Annotated in this window: 20 protein-coding genes; 11 read left to right on the top strand and 9 right to left on the bottom strand. The window is 69.6% G+C overall.

Annotation, left to right across the window (positions count from 1 at the left end; genetic code table 11):
* The first annotated feature begins 1 nt into the window (after position 1).
* Both ACH4XV_RS13155 and ACH4XV_RS13150 read left to right on the top strand, forming a co-directional pair.
* Positions 2–694, top strand: a complete 693-nt coding sequence (locus ACH4XV_RS13155; RefSeq protein ID WP_395789200.1) for a TetR/AcrR family transcriptional regulator — start codon at positions 2–4, stop codon at positions 692–694.
* A gap of 114 nt (positions 695–808) precedes the next feature.
* Complete coding sequence (locus ACH4XV_RS13150) at positions 809–1,864, top strand: endonuclease/exonuclease/phosphatase family protein (RefSeq protein ID WP_395789198.1); 1,056 nt, start codon at positions 809–811, stop codon at positions 1,862–1,864.
* Positions 1,865–1,936: 72 nt separating this feature from the next.
* Here ACH4XV_RS13150 and ACH4XV_RS13145 read toward each other — a convergent pair whose 3' ends face one another.
* A complete protein-coding gene (locus ACH4XV_RS13145; protein ID WP_395789196.1) occupies positions 1,937–3,724 on the bottom strand; it encodes an NAD+ synthase in 1,788 nt (595 codons plus the stop codon).
* A 504-nt stretch (positions 3,725–4,228) separates the two neighbouring features.
* Here ACH4XV_RS13145 and ACH4XV_RS13140 point away from each other — a divergent pair.
* Positions 4,229–5,590, top strand: a complete 1,362-nt coding sequence (locus ACH4XV_RS13140; protein WP_078977486.1) for a glutamine synthetase family protein — start codon at positions 4,229–4,231, stop codon at positions 5,588–5,590.
* Between the two features lie 232 nt (positions 5,591–5,822).
* Here ACH4XV_RS13140 and ACH4XV_RS13135 read toward each other — a convergent pair whose 3' ends face one another.
* On the bottom strand, positions 5,823–6,449 hold the full coding sequence (locus ACH4XV_RS13135) for a TetR/AcrR family transcriptional regulator (RefSeq protein WP_078977487.1): 627 nt from the start codon (positions 6,447–6,449) through the stop codon (positions 5,823–5,825).
* A gap of 253 nt (positions 6,450–6,702) precedes the next feature.
* On the opposite strand from ACH4XV_RS13135, the gene ACH4XV_RS13130 reads away from it, so the two are divergent.
* Positions 6,703–9,711 carry a bifunctional [glutamine synthetase] adenylyltransferase/[glutamine synthetase]-adenylyl-L-tyrosine phosphorylase gene (locus ACH4XV_RS13130; protein WP_395789978.1) on the top strand — a complete coding sequence of 1,003 codons (3,009 nt, stop codon included), beginning with the start codon at positions 6,703–6,705 and terminating at the stop codon, positions 9,709–9,711.
* Here the strand turns inward: ACH4XV_RS13130 and ACH4XV_RS13125 are convergent.
* The 4 genes from ACH4XV_RS13125 to ACH4XV_RS13110 all read right to left on the bottom strand — a co-directional run bounded on the left by ACH4XV_RS13125 (position 9,675) and on the right by ACH4XV_RS13110 (position 15,127).
* Positions 9,675–10,643 carry a phosphatase PAP2 family protein gene (locus ACH4XV_RS13125; RefSeq protein WP_395789194.1) on the bottom strand — a complete coding sequence of 323 codons (969 nt, stop codon included), beginning with the start codon at positions 10,641–10,643 and terminating at the stop codon, positions 9,675–9,677. The genes ACH4XV_RS13130 and ACH4XV_RS13125 overlap by 37 nt on opposite strands.
* A 197-nt stretch (positions 10,644–10,840) precedes the next feature.
* The gene (locus ACH4XV_RS13120) at positions 10,841–12,286 is read right to left on the bottom strand and encodes an MFS transporter (RefSeq protein ID WP_395789192.1); all 1,446 of its coding nucleotides are present in this window, start codon (positions 12,284–12,286) and stop codon (positions 10,841–10,843) included.
* 202 nt (positions 12,287–12,488) lie between these two features.
* Positions 12,489–13,481 carry an HNH endonuclease gene (locus ACH4XV_RS13115; RefSeq protein ID WP_395789190.1) on the bottom strand — a complete coding sequence of 331 codons (993 nt, stop codon included), beginning with the start codon at positions 13,479–13,481 and terminating at the stop codon, positions 12,489–12,491.
* Positions 13,482–14,485: 1,004 nt separating this feature from the next.
* Complete coding sequence (locus ACH4XV_RS13110; protein WP_395789188.1) at positions 14,486–15,127, bottom strand: hypothetical protein; 642 nt, start codon at positions 15,125–15,127, stop codon at positions 14,486–14,488.
* A 772-nt stretch (positions 15,128–15,899) separates the two neighbouring features.
* On the opposite strand from ACH4XV_RS13110, the gene ACH4XV_RS13105 reads away from it, so the two are divergent.
* Positions 15,900–16,094, top strand: coding sequence for a hypothetical protein (locus ACH4XV_RS13105; RefSeq protein ID WP_395789186.1), 195 nt, complete (start codon positions 15,900–15,902; stop codon positions 16,092–16,094).
* A gap of 363 nt (positions 16,095–16,457) precedes the next feature.
* On the opposite strand, the gene ACH4XV_RS13100 is transcribed toward ACH4XV_RS13105, so the two are convergent.
* Entirely contained in the window at positions 16,458–17,207 is a 750-nt protein-coding gene (locus ACH4XV_RS13100; protein WP_395789184.1) for a 5-formyltetrahydrofolate cyclo-ligase, read from the bottom strand.
* A 17-nt stretch (positions 17,208–17,224) separates the two neighbouring features.
* Positions 17,225–18,370 carry a helix-turn-helix transcriptional regulator gene (locus ACH4XV_RS13095; protein WP_395789183.1) on the bottom strand — a complete coding sequence of 382 codons (1,146 nt, stop codon included), beginning with the start codon at positions 18,368–18,370 and terminating at the stop codon, positions 17,225–17,227.
* Between the two features lie 217 nt (positions 18,371–18,587).
* On the opposite strand from ACH4XV_RS13095, the gene ACH4XV_RS13090 reads away from it, so the two are divergent.
* The 6 genes from ACH4XV_RS13090 to ACH4XV_RS13065 all read left to right on the top strand — a co-directional run bounded on the left by ACH4XV_RS13090 (position 18,588) and on the right by ACH4XV_RS13065 (position 23,510).
* On the top strand, positions 18,588–18,725 hold the full coding sequence (locus tag ACH4XV_RS13090) for a hypothetical protein (protein ID WP_395789181.1): 138 nt from the start codon (positions 18,588–18,590) through the stop codon (positions 18,723–18,725).
* A 9-nt stretch (positions 18,726–18,734) separates the two neighbouring features.
* Positions 18,735–19,925, top strand: coding sequence for a JmjC domain-containing protein (locus tag ACH4XV_RS13085; protein ID WP_395789179.1), 1,191 nt, complete (start codon positions 18,735–18,737; stop codon positions 19,923–19,925).
* Complete coding sequence (locus ACH4XV_RS13080) at positions 19,922–20,824, top strand: aldo/keto reductase (RefSeq protein ID WP_395789177.1); 903 nt, start codon at positions 19,922–19,924, stop codon at positions 20,822–20,824. Before ACH4XV_RS13085 ends, ACH4XV_RS13080 begins: the two co-directional genes overlap by 4 nt.
* Positions 20,808–21,647 carry a hypothetical protein gene (locus tag ACH4XV_RS13075; RefSeq protein ID WP_395789175.1) on the top strand — a complete coding sequence of 280 codons (840 nt, stop codon included), beginning with the start codon at positions 20,808–20,810 and terminating at the stop codon, positions 21,645–21,647. Before ACH4XV_RS13080 ends, ACH4XV_RS13075 begins: the two co-directional genes overlap by 17 nt.
* 199 nt (positions 21,648–21,846) lie before the next feature.
* Positions 21,847–22,296 (top strand): ATP-binding protein, encoded by a 450-nt coding sequence (locus ACH4XV_RS13070; RefSeq protein ID WP_395789976.1) that lies wholly within the window; start codon positions 21,847–21,849, stop codon positions 22,294–22,296.
* The gene (locus ACH4XV_RS13065) at positions 22,293–23,510 is read left to right on the top strand and encodes an endonuclease/exonuclease/phosphatase family protein (RefSeq protein WP_395789173.1); all 1,218 of its coding nucleotides are present in this window, start codon (positions 22,293–22,295) and stop codon (positions 23,508–23,510) included. The genes ACH4XV_RS13070 and ACH4XV_RS13065 overlap by 4 nt, the downstream gene beginning before the upstream one ends.
* A gap of 506 nt (positions 23,511–24,016) precedes the next feature.
* On the opposite strand, the gene glnA is transcribed toward ACH4XV_RS13065, so the two are convergent.
* A complete protein-coding gene (gene glnA, locus ACH4XV_RS13060; RefSeq protein ID WP_395789171.1) occupies positions 24,017–25,426 on the bottom strand; it encodes a type I glutamate--ammonia ligase in 1,410 nt (469 codons plus the stop codon).
* Positions 25,427–25,585: the final 159 nt, after the last annotated feature.

Here is a 25,585-nt window from a genome sequence, read left to right as displayed (position 1 = left end):
CATGCAGCCTGCGACATCCCGATCAGCGGTCGAGCCGACGCCGGCCGACGCCACCGTGCACACCGACCCCGCCGTCGAGATCGACGTCGAAGACCCCGGCGCGGCGGACAAGCCGCGCCGGGGCCGGCCCCGCAGCGAGGAGGCCGAACGGGCGATCCTGCACGCGACGTTGCGACTGCTCGCCGAGCACCAAAGCATCACCGGCCTGTCCGTCGAGGCGGTGGCCCAGGAGGCGGGGGTGGGCAAGGCCACCATCTACCGCCGCTGGCCCGGCAAGGAGGCGCTGATCATCGCGGCGATCGAGGCCGCCGAGGTGACCCCGACCGTGCTCGCGGGCCGCTCGTTGCGGGAGGACCTGGTCAGCGTGTTGGAGAACATGCGCCGGCAGGCCATCGACAAGCGCGGCGACGGCCTGATGGGGGTGGTCGCGGGCGAGATCCGCAACCATCCGGAGCTGCATCGGCGCTACCACGAGGTGGTGGTGGAAAAGCGCCGGGCGATCCTGCGGGATCTGCTCCAGCGCGGGATGGACTCCGGTGAGCTGCGTGCCGACCTTCCGATGGAAGTCCTGATGGACCTCGTCACGGGCCCCATACTGGTACGCAAGCTCGTACGGGAGAACGCGAGTCTGGATCCGGAGCTGCCGGGCCAACTCGCGGATGCGCTGCTCGGCGGAATCCGCGCTCGCTCCTGAGCCCAAAGGGAACCTATCGGCCGCTTCCCGGCGTCCGTTTCGACGTAGGCGACGTTTTGTTCGTACGTTGACGCGGACAGTCGGGACCCGTACCCCGGGACATCAGGAGGCAGCATGACGTGGCCCACCACGACCGATACCGGAGCCGAGCCGCAGCCGGCCGGCGACGGCGGTCCGCGGCGCGGGTCACGTTGGTCGTGGGAGTCGATCCGGGACGGCGCGGTCCGCGTCTGGCGCACCCCGCCGTGGCGGCGCGGCCGGGTGATCGCGGTGTTCGCGGTGCTGGCCGCACTGCCGATGGCCTTCCACCGGCTCGTGCCCAACACCCCGGGCAACTGGGGCAGCTTCATCGAGACCTTCCTGCCCTGGGCGGGCCTGGTCGTCCCGGTGCTGCTGGTCTGCGCGGCGATCCGCCGCTCGTGGACCGCGGTCGCCGCGACGATGTTGCCGGTCCTGGTCTGGGTGACCATGTTCGGCGGCTTCTTCCTGCCCGGCCGCGGCGGCGGCCCGCACGACCTGCGGGTGGTCAGCCACAACGTCAACGCCGACAACCCCGACCCGGCCGGCACCGCCCGCTCGCTGCTCGGCTCGGGCGCCGACGTGATCGCGCTCGAGGAGCTGCCCGAGGGCGCGTGGAAGCAGTACAACGCCGTGCTCAAGGACCGCTACCCCAACGTGCAGCACGAGGGCACGGTGGCGGTGTGGACCACGGCCCGCTTCTTGATGAGCAAGGCCGAGGCGATCGACGTCGGGATGGGCTTCACCCGGGCACTGCGCACCGTGATCACCACGCCCAAGGGCGACGTGCCCTTCTACGTCGCGCACCTGGCGTCGGTGCGTTTCGGCCCGAGCGGCTTCACCGTCGGCGACCGCAACCGCACGATCGACCGGCTCGCCTCGTCGCTCGCGGTCGAGACCGCGCCGCACGTGATCCTGGTCGGCGACCTCAACGGCACCACCGACGACCGCGCGCTGCGCCCGGTCACCCGCTACCTGCGCGATGCCCAGGACACGGCGGGCACGGGCATGGGCTTCACCTGGCCCGAGTCGTTCCCGATGGCCGCGATCGACCACATCATGTACCGGGGCATGGCCGCGGCCGACGCCAAGGTCCTCGGCAGCACCTCGAGCGACCACAAGCCGGTCCAGGCGGACCTGCGCCTGAAGTGAGGCGCCGCGAAGCCGCCTGCCGCAGGGCCCGACCGCATCGGTCGGGCCCTGCGGGCGTCTCGGCTTGCGGGCTCAGGCCGGTCCGGCTCCCGGTCGGCCGCTTTCGCGCCAGCGGCTGGTGATGGGTAGGCGGCGGTCGCGGCCGAAGGCCTTGAGGGAGATCTTGGTGCCCGGGGGGTATTGGCGCCGCTTGTATTCGGCGGTGTCGACGAGGGCCAGGATGCGGTCCACCAGCGCCGGCTCGAAGCCCGCGGCCACGATCGCGTCGCGGCCCATGTCCCGTTCGACGTAGTCGTCCAGGATGTCGTCGAGCAGTTCGTAGGGCGGCAGCGAGTCGGTGTCGACCTGGCCCGGCCGCAGCTCGGCGCTGGGCGGCTTGGTGATCGAGTTGACCGGGATCGGCGCGACCTCGCCGCGTCGCTCGGCCTCGGCGTTGCGCCAGCGGGCCAGCCGCCACACGGCGGTCTTGGGCACGTCCTTGATCGGCGCGAAGCCGCCCACCGCGTCGCCGTACAGGGTGGAGTAGCCGCAGGCCAGCTCGCTCTTGTTGCCGGTGGCCAGGACCAGGTGGCCCTCCTGGTTGGACAGGCCCATCAGGGTGGTGCCGCGCACCCGTGCCTGGAGGTTCTCCTCGGCGAGGCCGGTCAGCCCGAGCGCGGCCAGGTAGGCGTCGACCATCGGCGCGATCGGCACCTGCCGGTAGTCGAGCCCGATGCGCTCGGCGGTGTCGGCCGCGTCGTCCCTGGAGTGTTCGGAGGAGTAGCTGCTGGGCATCGAGACGCCGTACACGTTGCCGCCGCCCACCGCGTCGGCCGCGATCGCCGCGACCAGCGCCGAGTCGATCCCGCCGGACAGGCCGAGCAGGACCGACTTGAAGCCGTTCTTGGCCACGTAGTCGCGCAGACCGGTGACCAGCGCCCGGTAGATCTCCGCGTCGTCGGACAGGGCCGGCGCGATGGTGTGCTCGGCGGCGGGCGCGGGCGGCGGGGCGGACTCCTCGGTCAGCACCACGTGCCGGATGGTCAGGTCGTCGGCCACCGTGTCGTCCGTACGGGCGAGTCGGGCGTCGACGGTGCGCTGCGGCAGGTCCAGGTCGGCCACGAGCAGTTCCTCGTGGAACTGTGCGGCGCGCGAGAGCAGCCGGCCCTCGGCGTCCACGATCAGCGAGTCGCCGTCGAAGACCAGCTCGTCCTGCCCGCCGAAGGCGTTGACGTAGGCGAGCGTGCAGTCGGCCTCGCGGGCCCGGCGGCGGACCAGGTCGAGCCGCGAATCGTCCTTGCTCACCTCGTACGGCGACGCGTTGATCGACAGCAGCAGTCCGACCCGGGCGGCGCGCGCGGCGGCCACCGGGCCGCCCTCCTGCCACAGGTCCTCGCAGACCGCGATCGCGATGTCCACCCCGCCGACCCGGGCGACCAGGAGCCGGTCGCCGGGCACGAAGTAGCGGTATTCGTCGAATACGCCGTAGTTGGGCAGGTGGTGCTTGGCCGAGCGGGCCGCGATCCGGCCCCGGTGCAGCACCGCGACCGCGTTCTGCGGGGCGCCGGCCGGGCGGCCCAGGCGCGGCGCGGACTCCTCGCACCGGTCCAGATAGCCGACCACCACCGCGATCTCGCCCAGCCCCTCGGCGGCGAGCCGGTCGGCGAGGTCCTCCATGGCCAGTCGGGACGCCTCGACGAAGGACGAGCGCAGTGCCAGGTCCTCGACGGGGTAGCCGGTCAGGGCCATCTCCGGGAAGGCCACGAGTGTCGCGCCGCGCTCGGCGGCCCGCCGGGTGCGGCCGACCACCAGTTCGGCGTTGCCGTCGAGGTCGCCGACCGTGGGGTCGATCTGGCTGAGGGCGATGCGAATCCGGGTCACGCGTTCCAATGTACCCGACCCTTGACGTCAAAGTGACGAATAGTCGACGGAGGTCGGCGCAGACCACCCCTGGCCCGCTCGCGACCCGCCCGCGGCCCGTTCGTGCGGACCGGGCGCGGCGTGCGATGGCGGCCCCTCGGCCGGAGGGAAAAGCGCAGGCCAACAGCGGGCGAAAGGCATTCGCCCGGGCGGGCCCGGGGCTCGGCGTCGAACCGCCCGGAGGATACCCTTGGCACGGTTCACCACCGGGCCCCGACGACTCGCCCGACGGAATTTCCCGGCGGGTGTGATGCCGCACGAAACAGCCGCCCCACAGGTCGTCCCCGAGCGGTTTCGGGGTACCGGAGCACGGGGCGTGGCGACGCACGGCGACAGCTGTACGCGGCCGAGGACGCAACGCAAAGGGCACGTAATGTGCTCGAAACCCCGCAGCGGGATACTCGGGTGCCCGCGGTGCCCCTGCCGATCGCTCACAGGCCGTCCGACCTGCAAGGATAGGGAATTATGGATAAGCAGCAGGAGTTCGTGCTCCGCACCCTCGAGGAGCGCGACATCCGGTTCGTGCGGCTCTGGTTCACCGACGTGCTCGGCTTCCTGAAATCCGTCGCGGTGGCACCGGCCGAACTCGAGCAGGCGTTCGCCGAGGGCATCGGCTTCGACGGCTCGGCGATCGAGGGCTTCGCGCGCGTGCACGAGTCGGACATGCTCGCCAAGCCGGACCCGGCCACGTTCCAGATACTGCCGTGGCGGGCCGAGGCCCCCGGTACCGCTCGCATGTTCTGCGACATCCTGATGCCCGACGGCTCGCCGTCCTTCGCCGACCCGCGCTACGTGCTCAAGCGCACCCTGGAGCGGGCCTCGGAGAAGGGCTTCACCTTCTACACGCACCCCGAGATCGAGTTCTTCCTGTTGAAGGAGAAGCCGGTCGACGGGACCCCGCCGACGCCGATCGACCACAGCGGCTACTTCGACCACACCCCGCAGCCGGTCGGCCAGGACTTCCGCCGCCAGGCGATCACCATGCTCGAGAACATGGGCATCTCGGTCGAGTTCAGCCACCACGAGGGCGCGCCGGGCCAGCAGGAGATCGACCTGCGCTACGCCGACGCGCTGAGCACGGCGGACAACATCATGACCTTCCGCCTGGTGGTCAAGGAGGTCGCGCTGGAGCAGGGCGTGCACGCGTCCTTCATGCCCAAGCCGTTCTCCGAGCACCCGGGCTCGGGGATGCACACCCACCTGTCCCTGTTCGAGGGCGACCGCAACGCGTTCTACGAGGCCGGCGCCGAGTACCAACTCTCCAAGGTCGGGCGCTCGTTCATCGCGGGGCTGCTGCGGCACGCGGGCGAGATGGCCGCGATCACGAACCAGTGGGTCAACTCGTACAAGCGGCTGTGGGGCGCGTCGGCGCGCACCGCGGGCATGGGCGGCGAGGCGCCGTCGTACATCTGCTGGGGCCACAACAACCGCTCGGCCCTGGTGCGGGTGCCGATGTACAAGCCCACCAAGGGGCAGTCCACCCGGATCGAGGTGCGCCAGATCGACTCGGCGTGCAACCCCTACCTGGCGTACGCGGTGCTGCTCGGCGCCGGGCTCAAGGGTGTCGAGGAGGGCTACGAGCTGCCCCCGGGCGCCGAGGACGACGTGTGGGCGCTGACCGACGCCGAGCGGCGCGCGCTCGGCATCGCGCCGCTGCCGCAGAACCTGGCCGAGGCGATCGCGCTGATGGAGCGCAGCGAGCTGCTGCCGGAGATCCTGGGCGAGCACGTCTTCGAGTTCTTCCTGCGCAACAAGCGGCACGAGTGGGAGGAGTACCGCCAGCAGGTGACTCCCTTCGAGCTGAAGCGCTACCTGCCGGTGCTCTGAGGCGGGCGCCGGCACGGCGGCGGGTCCGGCATCGCGCCGGCTCCGTTTCGCGGCCGGCACCGCTGCCGGTCCGGCACTGTCCCGAGTCCGGGGCGCCACCACGTCGAACGGCCCGACCCCGCCGGGGGATCGGGCCGTCGGTCGTCGGGCGGCGAGGGGCGGTCGGACGTACGGGCCCGCCGGGGGCTCGGGACGTCCGTCCGCGGCCGGGACCTGCCCGAGATGTCCGCGCTCACGACATCGGCGGGCCGAGCAGCTCCAGGATGTAGCGGACGTACGCGTCCTTCTCCTCGCCCTGCGGCAGCAGCTGCGGCGCGCCCCGGCGGATCAGCGCGATGCCGACGGTCATCGTCAGCGCGGTCAGCGCATGCCGGTAGGCGGCGTCGGCGGGCAGGCCCAGCTCCTCGGTCAGCCGGGCGCCGAACTCCAGCCGCCGGCGGGTGACCTGCTCCAGGATCGGGCCGACCACCGGGTGCTGGGCGTGGATCAGCAGTGTGGTGGTGATGTCCGCGCCGCTGGGCGCGGTGAACGCGTACTCGGTGAGTCGGCGCCCACGCTCGACCGGATCCTCGATCCGTTCGGCAGCGGCCATCAGTTCCTCGGACTCGGCCACCCAGCGCTCCAGGGCGGCCTGGATGAGCGAGTCGCGATCCTTGAAGTGCCAGTAGAAACTGCCCTTGGTGGTGCCGAGGCGTTCCGCGAGGGGTTCCACCGCGACCGCGCCCAGGCCGCCTTCCCGCATCGCCTCCAGGGCCGCTCGAGCCCAGTCCTCTCGGCTGAGGGTGCGGCGGCCGGGGCGAGCGGACCGTTCCGGTTCGTCGTCTGATTGAACCCTCTCCGAGGGAACACCGTTGCGCATGGCACCTACGCTAACGTAGGGTGACGTCCCGTACGGTGGCGTATGGCGGCTCGTCGCTACGGAGGCCTCTTCGGGCCGTGGGACGGACGGCTCGCAGAGTGGAATCGCTGTTCACCACCGGACGAGGGCGCGCCGCACATGTGTTCGCCGCGGTCGGGGGGCTCGGCGAACCCCCGGTGCGGCGCGTCCACATTCCCAGTTCCGTTCTTGATCGATCAGTCGTTTGACCGGATACGCTCGGTCGGTGACCTCTGTGGATCAGCCTCGTGAACCGGCGGCCACCGACGGGCGTCTGGTGCGACTGGGCTTCACCGACATCGCGAGCGCCGCGCGCAACCTGCGCGATCCGGCCCTGCTCGGCGCGGGCGACGATCCGCTCTTCCTGGACGCGCTGGCCGCCACCGCCGACCCCGACCTCGCGCTGCTCGGCCTGGTCCGACTCGCCGAGGCCGCCGCCGACCGCTCGGTCCTGCTGTCCACGCTCGCGTCCGCGAAGCCCTTCCGGGACCGGATACTGGGCGTCCTCGGGGTCAGCGCCGCGCTCGGCGACCACCTCGCCCGGCACCCCGACGACTGGCGCTCCCTGGTCACCTACGACGTCCGGGACGCCCGGCCCACCCCGGCCTACTTCCATACCCAACTCACCGGCGCGCTCACCGGCCTGCGCGGCGACCCGGCGCTCGACGCGCTGCGCATCGGCTACCGGCGCTGCCTGCTCTCCATCGCCGCGCGCGACGTGTGCGGCTTCGCCGACGAGCCGACCGTGGCCGCCGAACTCGCCGACCTGGCCGGCGCCACCCTGGACGCGGCGCTCGACCTGGTCCGCCGCGAGCATCCGGTCGAGGCCGAACAGTGCCGGCTGGCGGTGATCGGCATGGGCAAGTGCGGCGGACGCGAACTCAACTACATCAGCGACGTGGACGTGGTCTTCGTCGCCGAGGCCCCGCCCGGCGTGTCGGAGGGTATCGCGGTCGCCGCCGCCAACCGGCTCGCCGGCGTCCTGATGCGGGCCTGCTCGGCGACCACCGTCGAGGGCTCGATCTGGGAGGTCGACGCCAACCTGCGCCCCGAGGGCCGCAACGGCCCGCTCACCCGGACCCTGGCCAGCCACCTCGCCTACTACGAACGCTGGGCCAAGACCTGGGAGTTCCAGGCCCTGCTCAAGGCCCGCCCGGTGGCCGGCGACCCGGCCCTGGGCCGCAAGTACATGGACAGCGTCTCGCCCATGGTGTGGACCGCGGCCGGCCGGGAGAACTTCGTCGCCGACGTGCAGGCGATGCGCCGTCGGGTGGTGGACAGCATCCCGGCGCGTGAGGTGGCCCGCGAGGTCAAGCTCGGGCCGGGCGGGCTGCGCGACATCGAATTCGCCGTGCAGCTGCTCCAGTTGGTGCACGGCAAGTCCGATCCGACGCTGCGCCACGGCTCCACCCTGGAGGCGCTCGCCGCGCTGTCCGCCGCCGGCTACGTGGGCCGTGACGACGCCGCCGGGCTGAACGCCGCGTACCGCTTCCTGCGCACCCTCGAACACCGCATCCAGCTCTTCCGGCTGCGCCGCACCCACCTGCTGCCGACCGACGCGGGCGAACTGCGCCGGATCGCCCGCTCGATGGGCATGCGCTCCGACCCGGTGGGCGAGTTGGAGAAGGCCTGGAAGCAGCAGACGCTGGAGGTGCGCCGGCTGCACGAGAAGCTGTTCTACCGGCCGCTCCTGGACGCGGTCGCCCGGCTCAAGCCGGGCGAGCAGCGGCTCACCGCCGAGGCCGCGCGGGCCCGGTTCGAGGCGCTGGGCTATGCCGACCCGGCCGCCGCGATGCGCCACCTGGAGGCGCTGGCCTCCGGGGTCAGCAGGCGGGCCTCGATCCAGCGCACGCTGTTGCCGGTGATGCTGAGCTGGTTCGCCGACTCGGCCGACCCCGACGCCGGTCTGCTCGCGTTCCGGCAGGTCTCCGACGCGCTCGGCAACACGCACTGGTACCTGCGGCTGCTGCGCGACTCGGGGGCGGGTGCCTCCGGGGCGGCGGCGGAGAACATGGCCCGGGTGCTGGCCTCGGGGCGGCTCGCGCCGGATCTGCTGCTGCGCGCGCCCGAGGCGGTGGCGATACTCGGCGACGGGGACGGGTTGCGGCCGCGTTCGCGGGCGGCGCTGGAGACCGAGGTCCTGGCCGCGGTCGGGCGGGCGCCGGGGCCGGAGAGCGCGGTACAGGCGGCGCGCAGCGTGCGCCGACGGGAGCTGTTTCGGATCGTCGCCGCCGACGTGCTGGGCCGGCTGGACGTGGACGCCATCGGCCGGGCGCTGACCGACGTCAACGCCGCGACGCTGACCGGCGCGCTGCGGGCCGCCGTCGACGGGTACGAGCGCGAGCACGGGCCCATCCCGGCCCGGATCGCGATCATCGCGATGGGCCGGTTCGGCGGCTACGAGCAGGGATACGGCAGCGACGCCGACGTGATGTTCGTGTACGAGCCGATCGAGGGCGCGCCGGAGGAGCCGGCCGCCAAGGCCGCACAGCGGGTGTGCAACGAGGTGCGCCGGCTGCTGCAGATCCCGTCCACCGACCCGCCGCTGCTGATCGACGCCGACCTGCGCCCCGAGGGCCGGCAGGGGCCGCTGGTGCGCACGCTCGCGTCGTACCGGGCCTATTACGAGCGCTGGTCCAAGCTGTGGGAGAGCCAGGCCCTGCTGCGCGCCGACGTCACCTCGGGCGACGCCGACCTGGGCCGGCGGTTCCTGGCGCTGGTCGAGCCGGTGCGCTACCCGTGCCGAGGCATCGACGACGGCCAGGTCCGCGAGATCCGCCGGATGAAGGCCCGGATCGAGGCCGAGCGGCTGCCGCGCGGGGCCGACCCGACCATGCACACCAAGCTCGGCCGGGGCGGTCTGGCCGACGTGGAGTGGGTGGTGCAACTGCTCCAGCTGCGGCACGCGCACGAGGTGCCCACGCTGCGGGTGACCGGCACCCGACAGGGGTTGGCGGCGGCACGGGACGCGGGGCTGCTCGACGCGCACGACGCCCGGGTCCTGGACGACGCGTGGGTCGAGGCCACCCGGGTGCGCAACGCGGTGATGATCGTACGCGGCCGGTCCTCCGACAGCTTCCCGTCCGATGTGCGCGAGCTGGGTGGGGTGGCCCGGCTGCTCGGGCACGCGTCGGACGAGACCGGCAGCCTGCTGGAGGAGTATCGGCGGGTGACCAGGCTGGCGCGGGCCGTGGTGGAGCGGGTCTTCTACGGCGAGGACGAGACTTCGACGGGCTCGCGCTGAGGCTTCGCGCGAGGTGCGTCGGGTGTGTGGTCGTCGTGCCCGTCGTCGGCTTTCCTGTCCGGCGGCGGTGGCGGCGCGGCCCGCGGGTCGTCCGGCGGATACTGCGGGAAGCGGTACGCGGAGCGTCCGTTGACCAGGCACTGGACGCCGAAGGCCGCGGCCAGGGTGATCCAGCCGCCGACCGCGTCGAGCACGAAGTGGTTGCCGGTCGCCACGATCACGAACAGGGTCGCGATCGGGTACAGGACGCCCAGCACCTTGGCCCACAGCGGCCGGGCGAACATCACGATCGCGAGCGCGCACCACGTCGACCAGCCGATGTGCATCGACGGCATCGCCGCGTACTGGTTGGAGACGTTCTTCATGTCGCCGGACGCCATCGATCCCCACGTGTGGTGGACCAGGACGGTGTCGATGTAGTCCGCGCCGGGCAGCAGTCGCGGCGGCGCGAGGGCGTAGAAGAAGTAGCCGAACAGGGCCAGCCCGGTGGTCAGGAACAACACCGTGCGCACGGCCCGGTAGCGGCCGGGATGTTTGTGGAACAGCCACACCAGGACACCGATGGTGACCACGAAGTGCAGCGTGGCGTAGTAGTAGTTCATCGGCACGATCAACCACGTGATGCCGTTGACGGCGTGGTTCACGCTGTGTTCGATGTCGATGTGCAGTGTCTTCTCGACATCGAGGAGTCGCCAGGCGCGGTCCACCGCGAGGTGTTCACGCTCGGGCACCGCGTTGCGGATCAGTGAGTACACCCAGTAGCTCAGCGCCACCAACGCGAGTTCGACCACGAATCGCGGACGACGCGGCGTGTGCAGATATACCCGCAATCGGGTCGTCGTGGGGATCGGCTGCATGGTTTTCCGTCCGGCTTCGTCGGTCAGCCGTCGCCCCGACGGCGGCATGGTCTCTCGGCTCGGATTGCCCCCCATGACTCAAGTCTGCCAGAGCCCGCCCCCGAGCCGATCACCCCGTGGGGCCATCCGGGGGCGGTCTTCTCCTTCCTCGGACGGAGGAAACGCACGTCGCGAGGGTGCGCGAAGGCCGCCCTCCGTGGGGATGGAGGGCGGCCTTCGGAGTGTCGGACGGGGTCCGTGACATCGGTCGGGGCCCGTGGGCCGGTGTGTGATCAGGGGGTCGGGACGGACTCGGAGGCGGGGTCGGCGGAGGTCGGGTCGGCGGCGCCGGCGGGCTTGCGCAGGGTGATCGCGGCGATCACCGCGCCGGCGGCGGCGATGGCGGAGGCACCGAGGAACGCGGCGGAGAAGCCGTCGGTGAGCGCGCCGGGGTTGCCGACTTCCTGGGCGCCGTGCGCGGCGGCGACGGCGGTCATCGCGGCCAGGCCGAGGGCCGAGCCGATCTGGTAGCTGGTGTTGACGATGCCGGAGGCGAGGCCGCCCTCCTCGGGACGGGCGCTGGAGATCGCGGTGCCCAGGGACGGGATGAAGGCGAGCGCCATGCCGGCGGCGGCGAGCAGGGAGGCGGGCAGCACGTCGACCCAGTAGTTGCCGTCGGAGCGGACGAACGACAGCCACAACATGCCGCCGGCGAGCGCGATCAGACCGGTGACCACCAGCGGGTTGGGACCGAAGCGGGCGATCAGGCGCGGTGCGAGCACGATCATCATGAGCATGATGGCCACGGTCATCGGCAACAGGGCCGAGCCGGAGGCGAAGGCGCCCAGACCGAGCACCTGCTGGAGGTAGAGGTTGAGGAAGAACCACATCGGGATCCAGGCCGCGGCCATCAGCAGCTGGGCCAGGTTGGCCCCGGCGAGGTTGGGCGTACGCAGGATGCGCAGCGGCATCAGCGGCTCGGCCTTCTTCGCCTGGAGCAGCAGGAACAGGGCGATCAGGCCGATGCCGGCGGCGAGGACCACCAGGGTCTCGGCGGAGCCCCAACCGGTCTCGGGGGCACGCACGACGGCGTAGACGGCGACGCCGAGTCCGGCGGTGGCGAGGATGGCGCCGAGCACGTCGATCGAACCGCGCCGGGCGGGAGCGTCCGGCATCAGCGACGGGGTGGCGACCAGGGCGAGCACGGCGACGGGGATGTTGATGTAGAAGACCCACGGCCAGCTGGCGTATTCGGTGATCAGGCCGCCCAGGAAGACACCGGCGGTGCCACCGGCGGGCGCGGCGGCGCCGTACAGCGCGAACGCCTTGGTCAGCTCCTTGGGATTGCCGCCGAAGAGCATCATCAGCAGGGTCAGCGCCGAGGGCGCGATGAGCGCGGCACCGACACCCTGGACGGCCCGTCCGGCGAGCTCGACCCACACCTCGCCGGCGAGCCCGGCGGCCAGCGACCCGACACCCAGGATCGCCCAGCCGAGCGAGAACACCCGCTTGGCGCCGAACAGGTCGGACAGCCGCCCACCGAGCAGGAGCAGCCCGCCGAACGCGACCACGTAGGCGTTGAAGACCCAGGACAGGTCCTCCTGCGAGAACCCGAGATCGGTACGCATCTCGGGCAGGGCCACGCCGATGATCGACGTGTCCATGATGACCATGAACTGCGCAAGCGCAATGAGCGCAAGCGCCGTCCAGCGGCGCGGATTGGCTTGTGGTTCGGACATCGCGATCACTCCATAGATACGACCGGGGGGTATCCGGCGACCAGGAACATACCCGAGGGGGGTATGCAAAATCCAGAGCAGCGCGGAAAATACCTGAGGGGGGTATGCAATCGGCATGCGTAAAGCCTCATGGCATGCCAAAACTCCCGCACCGGGGTGATGCCGCAGAGGGGGCGACGGAGACCGGCAGGCTGGGAGACCGCTACTTCGCGAGCGACGCCCGAAGCTGATCGATCGTCAGCCACGTTTCACCGCGGTGCACCATGCGGTGACAGTTGGCACAGACGAGCACGAGATCGGCGAGCCTGGTCTCACCCTCCCCGGCCACATGCAGCGGCACCACGTGATGGCACTCGATGTAGCCGGCCCCGTGCGCACCGTACTTCGCCTCGAAATCGAAGTCGCACACGGTGCAACCCAGGTGGCCCCGTTCGCGCAGGACCTCGGCGATCTTGCGTTCCCGCAGGCCGCGGTCGCGTTCCCGGTAGAGGTGCCGCCGGGCGAGGAGGCGTCCCTCCGGAGCGCTGTACTCCTCGAGTTCTTCGAGCGGCGTCTCGGGAAGCCGGAGCAACTCGCCGGAGCGCAGCCCGGCCCCGATGCGCCGCGCGGCCTCGGCCATGGTGCTCGGCGCGGCGAGGAACGCGTGCAGGACCTCGACGTCCGCCCGGCCGCTCCTGCCGCGGGTCGGGTTGCCGATGCCCCGCGCCCGGCGGGTACGGAGGCCCCTGATCTTGCCGGCCACGGCCTCCGGATCTCGGAAGCCGGCTCCCCGCGTCGCTTCGGGATGGAAGGGCAGCTTCTGCAACAGTCGGGAGAGCTCGACCACGCGCTCGTCACCCGGGTCGATGTCCGCCCACCCATCGCCCGCCGGCAGCGCGCAGGCCGGCACCAACTCGTCCCAGACCCATGCGGGTCCGGACTCCCGCGTGCGTACCTCGAACCCGAGCCTGCGCAGCCACCCGGCGGCGGCTGCCCTACCCCCGCTGAACTCGTCCGACCGCAACGCCCGCCCCTGGCAGTAGCGATGGGCCACACCCGCGACGGCCTTGGAGTCGTAGTCCCTGCCGTCGTGAACCAGGACGTACTTCAGGGCCGGCCTGAAGCCGTAGGTCGCGAGGAAGTCTTCGGTCCCGAGCCGATCGCACTCCGCAAGGGCCTGCAAAACGGCGTCGCGGGTGAGCTCCCCGATCCTCATCACCCGAGTCTGTCAGCGCCCCACCACAACCCGCCACCGCCGCTGCCCCCAATCCCCGGAAACCACCACCAACCAGACCCACCCGCCCAGGACCCACAACCCACAAAGAAGGCCGCCGACCGCGCGACAACACCGGCCGCCGCCCTCGCCTCCAAGAGGGCGACGGGGCCGCCCTAGGGGGTTCAGATGCCGAAGAAGTGATCCGGGCGATCCGCTGACCTGCGGGGATGCCGTGGCATGGGTCCTGACCTGCACAAACGCCTTGCATGACTGCTCATCGTTTCGCGCCATTCCCTGCCCTGGTGTGCCCATGCTGTGCCCTATTTCTCGGCATAGGTCACTCCCTGCGGCAAGGAGCGGGCCGCCGGTTGCGGCCGTCCAGCGCGGCGGGAGAGTTGTAATCAGCCGGTCGTACAGCCAACCGTCACTTCGACCCCCGAGCCGACGCCTTCGGGAAACCGGACACAGGACCGCTGTGCCGTTGACGTCCATGCCCAGCCACGTCTCGAAGTAGCGCCGCACCGTGGCCTCGTTGGCGAAGGAACGGTCGTTCGTCTGCGCACGGCATCGATGGGCGATGGCCGGAGTATGGCAACGCGTACCAAGTACCAACAAGCATGCCTATTGGGCCACCTCCGCACCGAAATTGCGCCGAGGGTCAATACAGTGCGGCTCTTCCGCCATCAGCAAGCGCCGCAAGCAGTCTCAAGCGGGTCCCGACGTGCATCGACCAGGTTCGGGTTCGCTGCAGGTCAACATCCGCCGACGCGCAACCGTAGATCGCGAAGCCGGTTACGTCCGAACGCAAGTCGGCTGCGTCCGACGCACGAGCACGGCTGTGGTGACAAGTGCGGCCGGAAGCCTGGCTCCTGCCTCGGCCGCAAACAGACTCGCCGCGAGATGCAGGGGCCAAGTCGCAGACTGCGGACGTGCCCAACACCGACTTACCACCGCTGGACAGCGTTTCTCGTGGCCGCCAAAGTCCGGGAGCTCAGGTGTGCTCGTCACGGGGTTGTGATCTGGCGGCGCTCTGCGTCGAGTTGGCGGGCCAGGTCGGCGTGTGCCCGGGAGAGGGCATCGCGGATCCGGCGCGAGGTCTGCTCGAAGTCCGCGTCGACCTCGACACCCAGATCGTGTCGCAACGCGACGCGAAGCAGGTACACGCCGTCCGACAACGGGCCGGTGAACCATGCCTTTGCGTGTCGGCAAGCCGCAGCCCGATCGGTGCTGTGCGGGAGTTGCTTGACCACCGCGCAGCCGAGTCCGAGCGACTGGTTGAGTTCCGAGGTGATGTCCAACAGTTCCTTCGTCAGCATCATCTGGGCCTGCGCATATAGCTCAGACCACGCCTCTCTGGCCGTGTCGAGCAGGCGTGCGTCCAAGTTCTCTCCGCGCTCCGTGGCTCGGACGGCGTCTCCAGCTGCCACTCGATAGGCGCGCGCCGTCGCGTTCAGTTGCGCATATTGGTCGCGCTTGGATTGCAGCGCACGCTCGTCACGTTGCTGTTCGCGTTCGAGTTGGGTGCGTTGAGTCTGCTCGGCGAGCTCCACCCTGCGGGCGCGCTGACTGAGCACGGCCCCTCCCAGAGTCCCGCCCATCGTCCCGCCGACACCGATGAGCGCGACAGCCAGCGTCGTTACATCCATGAGGGTCCCCCGTTCGTCCACTTTCCCGTTCGTCAACGACCGTGACCGATTATGGTGCGGCGTCGCCGCGACTCAGCGACCGCGGGTGTCACGCGGAGTTCGCGGACTACCTCATAGAACTCCGTGGCTCTGTGGAAGAGCCCGAGTGCAGTCCCTGCTCATGTTCCACGTGCCTGCATGGCCGGGTGGCACGGGGCCGCACCGTTGAGTTGCAACCCGAACTGCAACTTCCCGGTGGGTTGGCCAGCAGGTCCCCATCCCTTGAGTTCGATGGACGAGCCGTGGGGAGTGCCAGAACAACTGATGCCCCGACCCCGCGTTGAGCCCGGCGAGTTCCGCCGAGCCCTCCACGCTCTCAGGTGCCATCAACAGCATGGCCACATGCAAGAATGATCACCCGCCACAAGATCCGAGCCTGCACGACAGTAGCCGCTGCTCCGCTAAAGGCCCCTCTCAATCGCAGCCGCAAGAGCACGAAGGCGCTTCACCGCCGGTCTCGCATTACCAATCCGATAGGTTGCGTAACGCGGATCTTGTACGTCCTCGATACTCCGTACGATGTCCGAGTCAAGGCGATCGAATAGCCTGAACGAGTCGTGGCCTCGCGCGGTTTCGCCGTGGACCGGCCGCTGTGGAGCACAGTTACGCGCGTTGGTCCCCGTGCGCAACAAGAACTAAGTCTACCGCCCGACAATACGACGAATTGGGTCAAGTCGTCAGTTCATCCGAGGCGCTTGGCCTAAGGCCAGCGGATGTCGGAATACTGTTCGAGGTGCCAGATGGATTGTCAAGGCTAGCCAGCCTTATCGACACGCGGCAGCGCCAACTTGATATTCTGTCTCTGGTGATTTCTCGACTGAAAGTTGAATCAGAAACGGAGGAAGCCGTTTCAACTCGTGATATCTCACTGATTGAGCGTGGATCGCAATTGGCGCCAAATATTGACGAGCTGCTTGACTGGCCGTGATCGCGGCTTGTGATGCAGGCAGCACCTCGACGCTGGGGTGACCACCTCGCCCTGGAAGATCGAGCATCTCCCGCCAGTTTCAGCCAAAACGATCTTGCGCGTCTTCTCGGGCACAGCCGTACACGGCGCTTGGAGGGGTTCGCGGCCTATGGTCGGTATGGTGCGGACTATCCGGAGGTGGAGTGCGCGGAGCAATGGTCCATCGTTCGCTGCATTCGGACTCGGCGTACTCTGAATCGCCATCCTGGATCGTGCAAAAAGTCACGACAATAGAACCAGCTCCGTCACCGTCGGGTCAGGGTTACCGCCGGATGGAATTATCGACCTCCCGGGAATCACGTCCCGCAGTGCCGCACTCTCTTCTCAGGTGCGTTTGCTCGACCCGCCATGGGGCCGGGAGGCTCGTAGGGTGAGTGCGGGAATCTGCGCGATCTTTACTGGTGTGAGGTGGTCCCAGAGGATGCCTGAGGGGCGATGCTTTTCGGTCGTTCTGATGACTTTGTCGGGGGTGATGATCAGGTCCACGGTGACGTCGTGTTCGGTGGACGGGATCGGTTCGTTGATTACTTGAAGTGCGTGGACCGTGGTGACGACGAGGGTGGCGGAGCTGATGAGGCCGGCCTCGGTGAGCAGGGCGAACTCGATGTCGGAGTATCCGGCGCCTTTGCCGATGCGGACGCCGGCGCGGTTCACCGCGACGCTGCCGAGGACGACGATGTCGATCGGTTGAAGGGTGTCGGCGTCGGCGGTCGGGGCGATGGTTGCCGCGATGTGACTGGTTGCCGCCTGCTCGGGCGGGGCCGTGAGTGTCGCGGGGTCGAGGACATAGAACGGCTTCGGCGTGGCGAGTTTGGGGACCGCCATGTACACGATCTTGCCCTCGGCCAAGGCGTGCACGCGGACGGGTAGCTGGGCCTTGTCCGGCACGGATTTGATGACGCCCGCGGTTTTCCACCGGGCGAGTGCGGCGAGGCGTTCGGCGGCCTGGTCCTTTCCGTGGAAGTCTGGGATTCGGCCGTGACTGGTCGCGTCGTGGACGACGGCCGCGGCATCGAGGGCGTTCCATACTCGTTCGCGGACGCGTTGTTTGGCCTGTTCGTGCTCGGTGGGCACCGCACGCTCCTTGGTGTTCAGGTGGCGGTCATCAGGGTGAAGAGGCGATCCTGCACATCTTGTACGTCGACTCTGCGATGCCAGGGGCGTAGTTCGCGGCCGGCGGCGAAGATGACGTTCATGCCCCCGCCTCCTCGGGTTTGTTCCAGCTCGTCGATGGCCTGGCCGAGCACGGACACGGCGTTGTCGAGCTCGCCTTGCCTGATGAGGGCGAGTGTCAGGTTGCCGAGGACGATGGTGCGCGACTTCCGCCTGGCGGGCAATTGCTCCGCAGTCGACTGCAGTTGCTGCTGGGCACGTTGGTTCTGTCCGAGGTTCAGATAACACGATCCGGCCAGGCGTCCGAACTGGGTGGGGGAAACGAGGTCGGCTGCCGCGTCGACGGCGGTGACCCGGTCGAGATGGCGTTCGGCCTGGGCGAGGGCTCGTTCGCAATCGGTGGCGTGCCCGAGCATCGCGTGTGCTTCTCCGACGTGGAGGAGGGCGACGGCCAGCAGCGCGGGGCTGGTGGTCTTGGCGGCTTCGGCTGCCCGCAGCGAGTAGTCGAGGCCCTGTTGTGGTTGGCAGGTGCCGTAGAGCGCGAGGTATCCGGTGCGTAGGAGAGCGCGGCCTTCCAGCGTGCGGTCGTGCAGGTGGCGAGCGAGATCGATGCCCTGTGCGTAGTAGGTGTGGGCTGTGGTGTGGTCCGAGCGTTGCGAGGCGTCCCAGACGAGTTGGCCCATGAGGGTCGCCGCCTCGGCCTGCAGGCTGCGGAGTTCGCGTTGGGCTCGTCCGGCGCGGGCCTGGTCGGCGGCCATGGTTACGCGAGTCAGGAGCCGGCCCGCGTCGGCGAGTAGTCCAGCGGAAGGCGAGTTGTCGTAGCGCTCGGCGACATCCAAAAGGTCCGCGCGAAACGCGGCTCCCGTGGCCGGGTCACCATGGCCCAGGCCTCCGACCACCGGCGACCGATCGCAATCGCCGACATCGCGCAGCAGCGTGTCGAGCTCCTCCTGGGACAGACTCAGCGCTCTCGCCAGATTCGGACGCATCCACGGCTGCGGGCCTTTCCCGTTCTCCCAACGGGCGATGGTGGTGCGGTCGACGCCGAGCCGCTCGGCGAGTGATTCCTGGGTGAATCCCCGAGACTCGCGGCGTTGCACGAGCCGATGGCGTTTGAACGTCATGGCGTGGCCTCCCGATTGCCATGGTCCGCCGATTCCCCAGGTCATCACCCACAGTGCCGCACGGATGCAGCATGTGTGCGGCTTTGGCGCCCTGTTCCCCAGCCGAGCGACGCGGTTCGGTGGGTTCACGCGAACGGACCGGGACGTGAAGTCCCGCTCACCGCGACGCGTCGGGGGCGGCGGCAGCCCGCCCTCGCAACCGAAAGGGAGGAAGGCCATGCCCGAGATCGTGCCCACCAAGGCCAAGGCGGAGGACGGCCTGCTGGTCGCCCGCCGCCGTATCGTGGCCGCTCGCTCGCGCGCCGAGCAGCCGTCCGACGGCGGCTCGACCGGCGTCAGCGACACGAACGACTGACGGCCCGACATGACGACCGCCGACACCTCGGTGGTCGCGCGCCTGGGCGGGGAGAGCTTCCTCGCCCGGGTGTTCGGCCGAGAGTTCCGTATCGCACGCGGGGATGCCGCCACCGTCGCCGGCCTGCTCGGCTGGGAGGACGTGAACGCCATCCTGGCCCGGCACCGCCTCGAACCCCCACGCCTTCGCCTGTGCTCGGGCGGCGACATGCTGCCGCAACACCTGTACACGCGGCCGGTGACCACCCGCCGCAACACCGTGTGGAACCGCATCCAACCGGCGGCACTGCACGAGCAGTTGGCCGCCGGTGCCACCCTCGTCCTGGACGCCGCCGACGAACTCCATGCCCGCATCGGCGACCTCTCCGCGCAGCTGGAATGCGACTTTCGCACCGCGGTACAGGCCAACCTTTACGCGTCTTGGACCGCGAACGAGGGCTTCGGCACCCACTGGGACGACCACGACGTCGTTGTCGTCCAGGTCGACGGCGCGAAGCGGTGGCGCCTGTACGGTCCCACCCGTGTTGCTCCGATGCACCGCGACGTCGAAGCTCCCGAAGCGCCGCCCGACGACCCGATCGCGGACCTCGTCCTCACCCCGGGCGACACGCTGTATGTGCCGCGCGGCTGGTGGCACGCCGTCGCCGCCGAGGACGGCGGGCGGTCCCTGCACCTGACCTTCGGCCTGCAGAGCACGACCGGCGCCGACCTGATCGGCTGGCTCGCCGACACCCTGCGCACCCATCAAGCGGTGCGCGCCGACGTGCCGCGGCTCGGAACGGCACGACAGAAGCGGGACTTCGCCGAGAGCCTGCTCAAGCTCGTCACGGCCGAGCTCGAAGCCGAGGGCGTGGTCGATCGATACGCCGAGTTCCGGGACGCGACCGAACAGCCACGGCAGGCCCCTTCGCTTCCCTATGTCGATGGTGTGCCCGCATCGGCCGGGCTGCCGGTGAGACTGCTCGTCGCACGGGCCTCGGTGACCCGTGACCCGGACGACCGGGTCGTACTTACGGCAGGAGGCGAGGAGTGGATCTTCGCCCCGCAGGTACACGCGATGCTCACCCTTCTCCTGGACTGCCGTTCCCACCGGCTCGGCGAACTCGCCCAGGCGTCGGGGGTGCGCGTCGAACAGGCCGCCGTCGTGGTCACGGAGCTGGTGTCCGGCCAGGTCGCGCACGTCGGGACGGTGACCACGTGACGGCCACGCTCGCCTTGGGCACCTATCACTGTCCCGACGTGGCACTCGCGGCGACGGTCGCGGTGGCCGCCGGGGTCGAGTGGATCGACACCGCGCCCAACTACGGCGCCGGGACGGCCCAGTGCGCTCTGGCACCGGTCCTCGCGGCACACCCTCGAATCCAGGTGTCCACGAAAGTTGGCTTCATGACCCGTGAGACCGCCGCCGACGCACTCACCGCAGGGGTACTCCATCGACGCGAAGCGGGTATCCGGCACAGCCTGGCGCCCGAGTTCGTACGTTGGCAGATTCACCGCAGCCGCTCCGAACTCGGGCGACGACCCGACATCGTCTTCCTGCACAACCCCGAACACGCCCCCGAGGACAGCCCCGAGGCCCAAGCCGCACGACTGATGTCGGCGATCGCAGCCCTTGAAGAAGCGGCTGCCGAGGGCACGATCGGCGGCTACGGCATCTCGACCTGGACCGGCTTCTCCACCGGCCGGTTCGACGTCGGGACACTGCTGTCCATGGCGCGGACCGTCGCTGGCGAGGGGCACCACCTACGGGCAGTGCAACTCCCCGTTTCCTGGGTCCACCTAGAACCGCTTGCCGCCGCAATGGCAGGCGGCGGCGTGCTTCGAGACGCCCCCACTGCGGGCATCGAGGTCTTCGCATCGGCCCCACTGCACGGAGGCGAGCTGCCCGCGATGCTCACCCCCGAGGCCGTCGAACTCGTCGGCGACGGACTGACGGCCGCTCAGGCCGCCCTGATCGTGCCGGCCTCCGCACCGGGAGTGTGTCGTGTCCTGCTCTCCAGCAGCGACCCGCAACACTGGAACGACGCCATGAGAGCCTGTGCGCGTCCGCCGCTCGACCCGAGCCGACTCCGAAGGATCAGCGATGTTTTCGCCGCCTGACGACCCGCGCGAAGTCGCCTTCATGCGCGACGCCTACCGGCGTTCCGCAACCGCTCTCACGGTCCTTCCCGACGACGGCACCGAAGTGTGGGGATGGCGCGGCAGGACCCTGAGCGGGCCCGTCACCGGTGACCACGGCCCCGGGTGGCTGCGACTCGTCCGCGCACCCGCCGACAAGGCCGGCGGCCGGTTGTGGCTCGGGCCGGAGGACGCCGAGAAGGCCATCCCGGACTCCGTACCGAGGCCCCGGTTGCGCGGCGTCGAGGACTGGGCCGACGGCGACCACGCCTTCCGAGCCGAACTCCACGAACGCGTTACGGCCCGCCCGATCACCACCGCCGGCCCCATACTCCGCGAAGACCCCGGACTCGACGACACGTGGTGGCACGACCTGCGCCGGGCACTCGACCACATCGCCCCCGTGACCACCGACCGCGTCGCCCTGCGCCAGGCATACGTCGACCGCGCCATGCCCGAATACCTCGGACGCCCGATCGACACGACCGTGCCCACCTGGACCACCGCCCACGGCGACCTGCACTGGGCCAACCTGACCGCACCCCGGCTCGCCATCCTCGACTGGGAAGGCTGGGGCACCGCCCCGGCCGGCTACGACGCCGCGATGCTCCACACCTACAGCCTCCTCGTCCCGGACGTCGCAGCCCGAATCCGAAACGAACTCGCGCACGTCCTGAACACCCCCGCAGGCCGATTCTCCGAACTCGCCGTCATCACCCAGCTCCTCCAGACCACCACACGCGGCGACAACCTCGACCTGGAACAACCCCTGCGCGCCAGAGCAAGCCGAATTCTCGGTACCTGACCCTTCGCTTCCTCCCAGAAGCCAAGCCAACGGGATCGGCTTCGGATAGGGGCGGCGGCGCGTTGGCTCCGTGCCTGGAGAACCCCTGAACGGGGCTCCGCCTGTTCCGCAGCTCCCAGCCCGAAACTCCGCCCTACAGCGGACCACGGTTCGCGTGCCGGTGTCGCGATTCCGACCCGGGCTGATCGCGAGCTCGCTCATGCCCATGCACGAATGGTTTTCACCACGAATCCCGAGAAGTCTGAGGACTACTGTGCCCAGCGATACTCTCGAACTTCCCTCCGTCCTGCGGTTACGAGGTCCTCGACCCGTACGGACCGCGCGTGAACATGCCGCAGCCAAGGCACGAGTCGCCGGTGCTCACGAGGACGACGTCGCCGAGGTAGTCAGTGAACTGACCACCAACGTCTTCGTCCATGGCCACCCGACAAGCGCCGTCCTGGTGACCACCCACACGGCCGACGGCCTGTTCTGGGTAACGGTGTTGGCCCGCCAACGTGCGGTGACCCTGCCGCAACCCGTCGAGGAACCGGACGCCGAATCCGGACGGGGACTGCTTTTGGCCCACGCCCTGACGACCGCCTTCCGATGCGAGCGTCGGCAGAACGGCTACCAGGCTTTCATCGCCGGATTCGCGGTGCACCCGTGATCGGCCGATTCATCCAACGGACGGACGCCGGGGTTGCCCAAGGTGTCGAGCAGGACATCGACAACGTTCCATACCCGCCGCGTCTCTCCACTTTCGAGCGGGTCCGCGCCGGTTGCTGGGCTGCCGTGGAGTGGTGGGACGTGCACGTGCGTTACCGCGAGCTGCATCGCCGGCTCGATGGCGTGCGGGCCGATCTGGTCGGCATGGGCCTCGACTCCTGGGGCTTCGCCGTCTACGCGGATGCGCTCCGGACGCGCCTCGACCCACGGCTCGCGGACGGCGCGCCCCGCACGACGAGCGAAGCGTCCGATGGGGACTGGTGCGATACGGGGGCCTTCTTCGAAGGCATCGCCCGGAAGTACGCGGCGTTCCAGGCGTTCCGCCGTTACGGGATGGCCGAGAGGGAAGAGACGATGCGGCACTCGGTCAGGCGTGTGGGCACCTACAACCTCTTGAACGGAGGGGGCGATCGCTTCCCCTCGCAGATGGCGGTCCTGCGGGCGATGGACCTGGATCTCGTCGCCCTGCAGGAGGTGCAGCACGGTACTCGGGACGATCACGCGCTGGAGTGCGCAATCGCGAACGAGTTGGGCATGCAGACGATGTTGGCTCCGTCCGCGAGCCATGGATGCCATCTCGTGCTCGCGTGGAATCCCGTCAAGCTCCGCCGCGTCGGCTACACCGCGGACGCGGCGGAGGGGAAGTTCCATCACACGCTCCAGCGCGTGGAGTTCGTCGTCCCGGATACAGGCGCGCCGCTCACGGTCCTGCACACGCATCTGGATCCGTTTTCGGGCGACGATCGTGAGGGCGAGGTCCGGTGGCTCACGGAGTACGCCGCGCCCGGTCGGCGCACGCTGCTGCTGGGCGACTTGAACACGATCGGCGCGTTCGACCCCGAGCCCGACTGGTCGACGCTGCCCGCCCACCTCCACTCGCGTCACCGGCTGTGCCGCGAGGACGGGACCCTCGGCCTCACCGACCGGCGGGCGATTCGCCTGCTCGACCGGGCCGGGTTCGTCGACCCCTTCGCGAACCTACGAACAGGGCGCGACACGGTCGGCCATTGGGACGAGAAGGAGGACGGCATCCGCCGCCGGAGCGACCACATCCTCGGCAGCGGAATCACCTTCCGCGCTGCAGGTGTCATCGACGACCCGGCCGTGCGCCGGCTCTCGGACCACCTGCCCGTCTACGCGGTCGTCGAGGTCTGAGACCGACACCCGTCCATGGCTGTGAGCCCTGCTCCGGTCATGTGAAACGTCCGCGACCGAAACCGCCACCCCTCGGCGCAGACTCGCGCCGAGTTCCAGAACCCCGCCCTCCCACGTACACCCGCTGCGCGAGGGTGGGTCGGGTCGGTCTGGCGGCCGGGCGCGTGGTGCTGCGGGGACGGCGGCTCGGTTTCGGGCGGTGGGTTGGTGGAGTTGGCGGCGGATGCGCCAGGTGAGGACTTCGGCGCGTGAAGCCGCGGATCTGAGTTCGCTTGCCCGGCGGCGTCGAGCGGGACGGTGGCCGGCGTTTTGCCGGGGTACGCGGACCCCGGCTTCACGCTCCGGATCCACACCCACCTCGTGTCCGCGGGCGAGGAGCGCACGAAGAAGGCCGTCGACCGCGCTCTTGAAGCAGCGGTCGACGGCCTTGTTCTTCGGGGGAGCGCCCTCGTTGTGCCCGCTCGGGCCGCTTAAGGGGTGAACCCGCAGGTCAGCGCTATCTCGACTTAGAGGTCGAAGTAGAGCTCGAACTCGTGGGGGTGGGGGCGCAGGCGGACCGGGTCGATTTCCTTGGTGCGCTTGTATTCGATCCAGGTGTCGATCAGGTCCTGGGTGAAGACGCCGCCTTCGAGGAGGTACTCGTGGTCGGCCTCCAGGGCGTCGAGGACCTCGGCGAGGGTGCCGGGGACCTGGGGGACGGCCTGGTGCTCGTCGGGGGCCAGCTCGTACAGGTCCTTGTCGACCGGCTCCAGCGGCTCGATCTTGTTCTTGACGCCGTCGAGGCCGGCCATCAGCTGGGCGGCGAAGGCCAGGTACGGGTTGGCCGACGGGTCCGGGACGCGGAACTCGACGCGCTTGGCCTTCGGGTTGCTGCCCGTGATCGGGATGCGGATGCAGGCCGAGCGGTTGCGCTGCGAGTAGACCAGGTTGACCGGCGCCTCGAAGCCCGGGACCAGGCGGTGGTACGAGTTCACCGTCGGGTTGGTGAAGGCCAGCAGCGACGGGGCGTGCTTGAGCAGGCCGCCGATGAAGTAGCGGGCGGTGTCCGACAGCCCCGCGTAGCCCTGCTCGTCGTAGAACAGCGGCGAGCCGTCGGCCCACAGCGACATGTGGCAGTGCATGCCCGAGCCGTTGTCGCCGAAGATCGGCTTCGGCATGAAGGTCGCGGTCTTGCCGTTGCGCCACGCGACGTTCTTGACGATGTACTTGAACAGCATCAGGTCGTCGGCCGCCGCGAGCAGCGTGTTGAACTTGTAGTTGATCTCGGCCTGGCCGGCGGTGCCCACCTCGTGGTGCTGGCGCTCGATCTCCAGACCCGCCGCCTCCAGCTCCAGGGAGATCTCCGCGCGCAGGTCGGCGAAGTGGTCGACCGGCGGGGTCGGGAAGTAGCCGCCCTTGTAGCGGACCTTGTAGCCGCGGTTGTTCTCCTCCGCACCGGTGTTCCAGGCGCCCGCCTCGGAGTCGATGTGGTAGAAGGACTCGTTCGCGCCGGTCGCGAAGCGCACGCTGTCGAACACGTAGAACTCGGCCTCGGGGCCGAAGTACGCCGTGTCGGCGATGCCGGTGCCGGCGAGGTAGCGCTCGGCCTTCTTCGCGACGTTGCGCGGGTCGCGGCTGTACTCCTCATCCGTCAGCGGGTCGTGGATGAAGAAGTTGATGTTGAGCGTCTTGTCCTTGCGGAACGGGTCGAGCCGCGCCGTGGACAGGTCCGGGCGAAGCGCCATGTCCGACTCGTGGATCGCCTGGAAGCCGCGGATCGAGGATCCGTCGAAGGCCAGCGTCTCACTCGGGTCGAACGTCCTCGCCGGAACCGTGAAGTGCTGCATCACGCCAGGCAGGTCGCAAAAACGAACGTCGACGAACTTGACGTCGTTGTCGGCGATGTATCGCGACACCTCTTCGGCGTTGTTGAACATCAATCCTCCTCGACCCGGCGCCAGGCGCGGGTAGTTGCGTTCGCGGGGAGCGGCCTCCTCCCCGGTGGCCACTAGGCCTTGAAGGTAGGCGCGAGCGGTTTCCCGTCGGTGTCCCTCGTGTTTCCGGGATGTTACGCACCCACCCGTACGGTCTAGCCG

Origin of the sequence: Embleya sp. NPDC020630 (genome assembly GCF_044334985.1) — a bacterium.
Lineage (GTDB): Bacteria > Actinomycetota > Actinomycetes > Streptomycetales > Streptomycetaceae > Embleya.
Note: the sequence above shows the minus strand (reverse complement) of the source record. Positions and strands in the feature narration are given on the sequence as shown.

Bases quoted from the DNA above. Each gene is read 5' to 3' on its own strand.
- ACH4XV_RS13155 (WP_395789200.1), top strand. From the start codon at position 2: ATGCAGCCTGCGACATCCCGATCAGCGGTCGAGCCGACGCCGGCCGAC.
- ACH4XV_RS13150 (WP_395789198.1), top strand. From the start codon at position 809: ATGACGTGGCCCACCACGACCGATACCGGAGCCGAGCCGCAGCCGGCC.
- ACH4XV_RS13140 (WP_078977486.1), top strand. From the start codon at position 4,229: ATGGATAAGCAGCAGGAGTTCGTGCTCCGCACCCTCGAGGAGCGCGAC.
- ACH4XV_RS13135 (WP_078977487.1), bottom strand. From the start codon at position 6,449: ATGCGCAACGGTGTTCCCTCGGAGAGGGTTCAATCAGACGACGAACCG.
- ACH4XV_RS13125 (WP_395789194.1), bottom strand. From the start codon at position 10,643: ATGGGGGGCAATCCGAGCCGAGAGACCATGCCGCCGTCGGGGCGACGG.
- ACH4XV_RS13120 (WP_395789192.1), bottom strand. From the start codon at position 12,286: ATGTCCGAACCACAAGCCAATCCGCGCCGCTGGACGGCGCTTGCGCTC.
- ACH4XV_RS13115 (WP_395789190.1), bottom strand. From the start codon at position 13,481: ATGAGGATCGGGGAGCTCACCCGCGACGCCGTTTTGCAGGCCCTTGCG.
- ACH4XV_RS13110 (WP_395789188.1), bottom strand. From the start codon at position 15,127: ATGGATGTAACGACGCTGGCTGTCGCGCTCATCGGTGTCGGCGGGACG.
- ACH4XV_RS13095 (WP_395789183.1), bottom strand. From the start codon at position 18,370: ATGACGTTCAAACGCCATCGGCTCGTGCAACGCCGCGAGTCTCGGGGA.
- ACH4XV_RS13090 (WP_395789181.1), top strand. From the start codon at position 18,588: ATGCCCGAGATCGTGCCCACCAAGGCCAAGGCGGAGGACGGCCTGCTG.
- ACH4XV_RS13085 (WP_395789179.1), top strand. From the start codon at position 18,735: ATGACGACCGCCGACACCTCGGTGGTCGCGCGCCTGGGCGGGGAGAGC.
- ACH4XV_RS13075 (WP_395789175.1), top strand. From the start codon at position 20,808: ATGTTTTCGCCGCCTGACGACCCGCGCGAAGTCGCCTTCATGCGCGAC.
- ACH4XV_RS13070 (WP_395789976.1), top strand. From the start codon at position 21,847: ATGCCCATGCACGAATGGTTTTCACCACGAATCCCGAGAAGTCTGAGG.
- glnA (WP_395789171.1), bottom strand. From the start codon at position 25,426: ATGTTCAACAACGCCGAAGAGGTGTCGCGATACATCGCCGACAACGAC.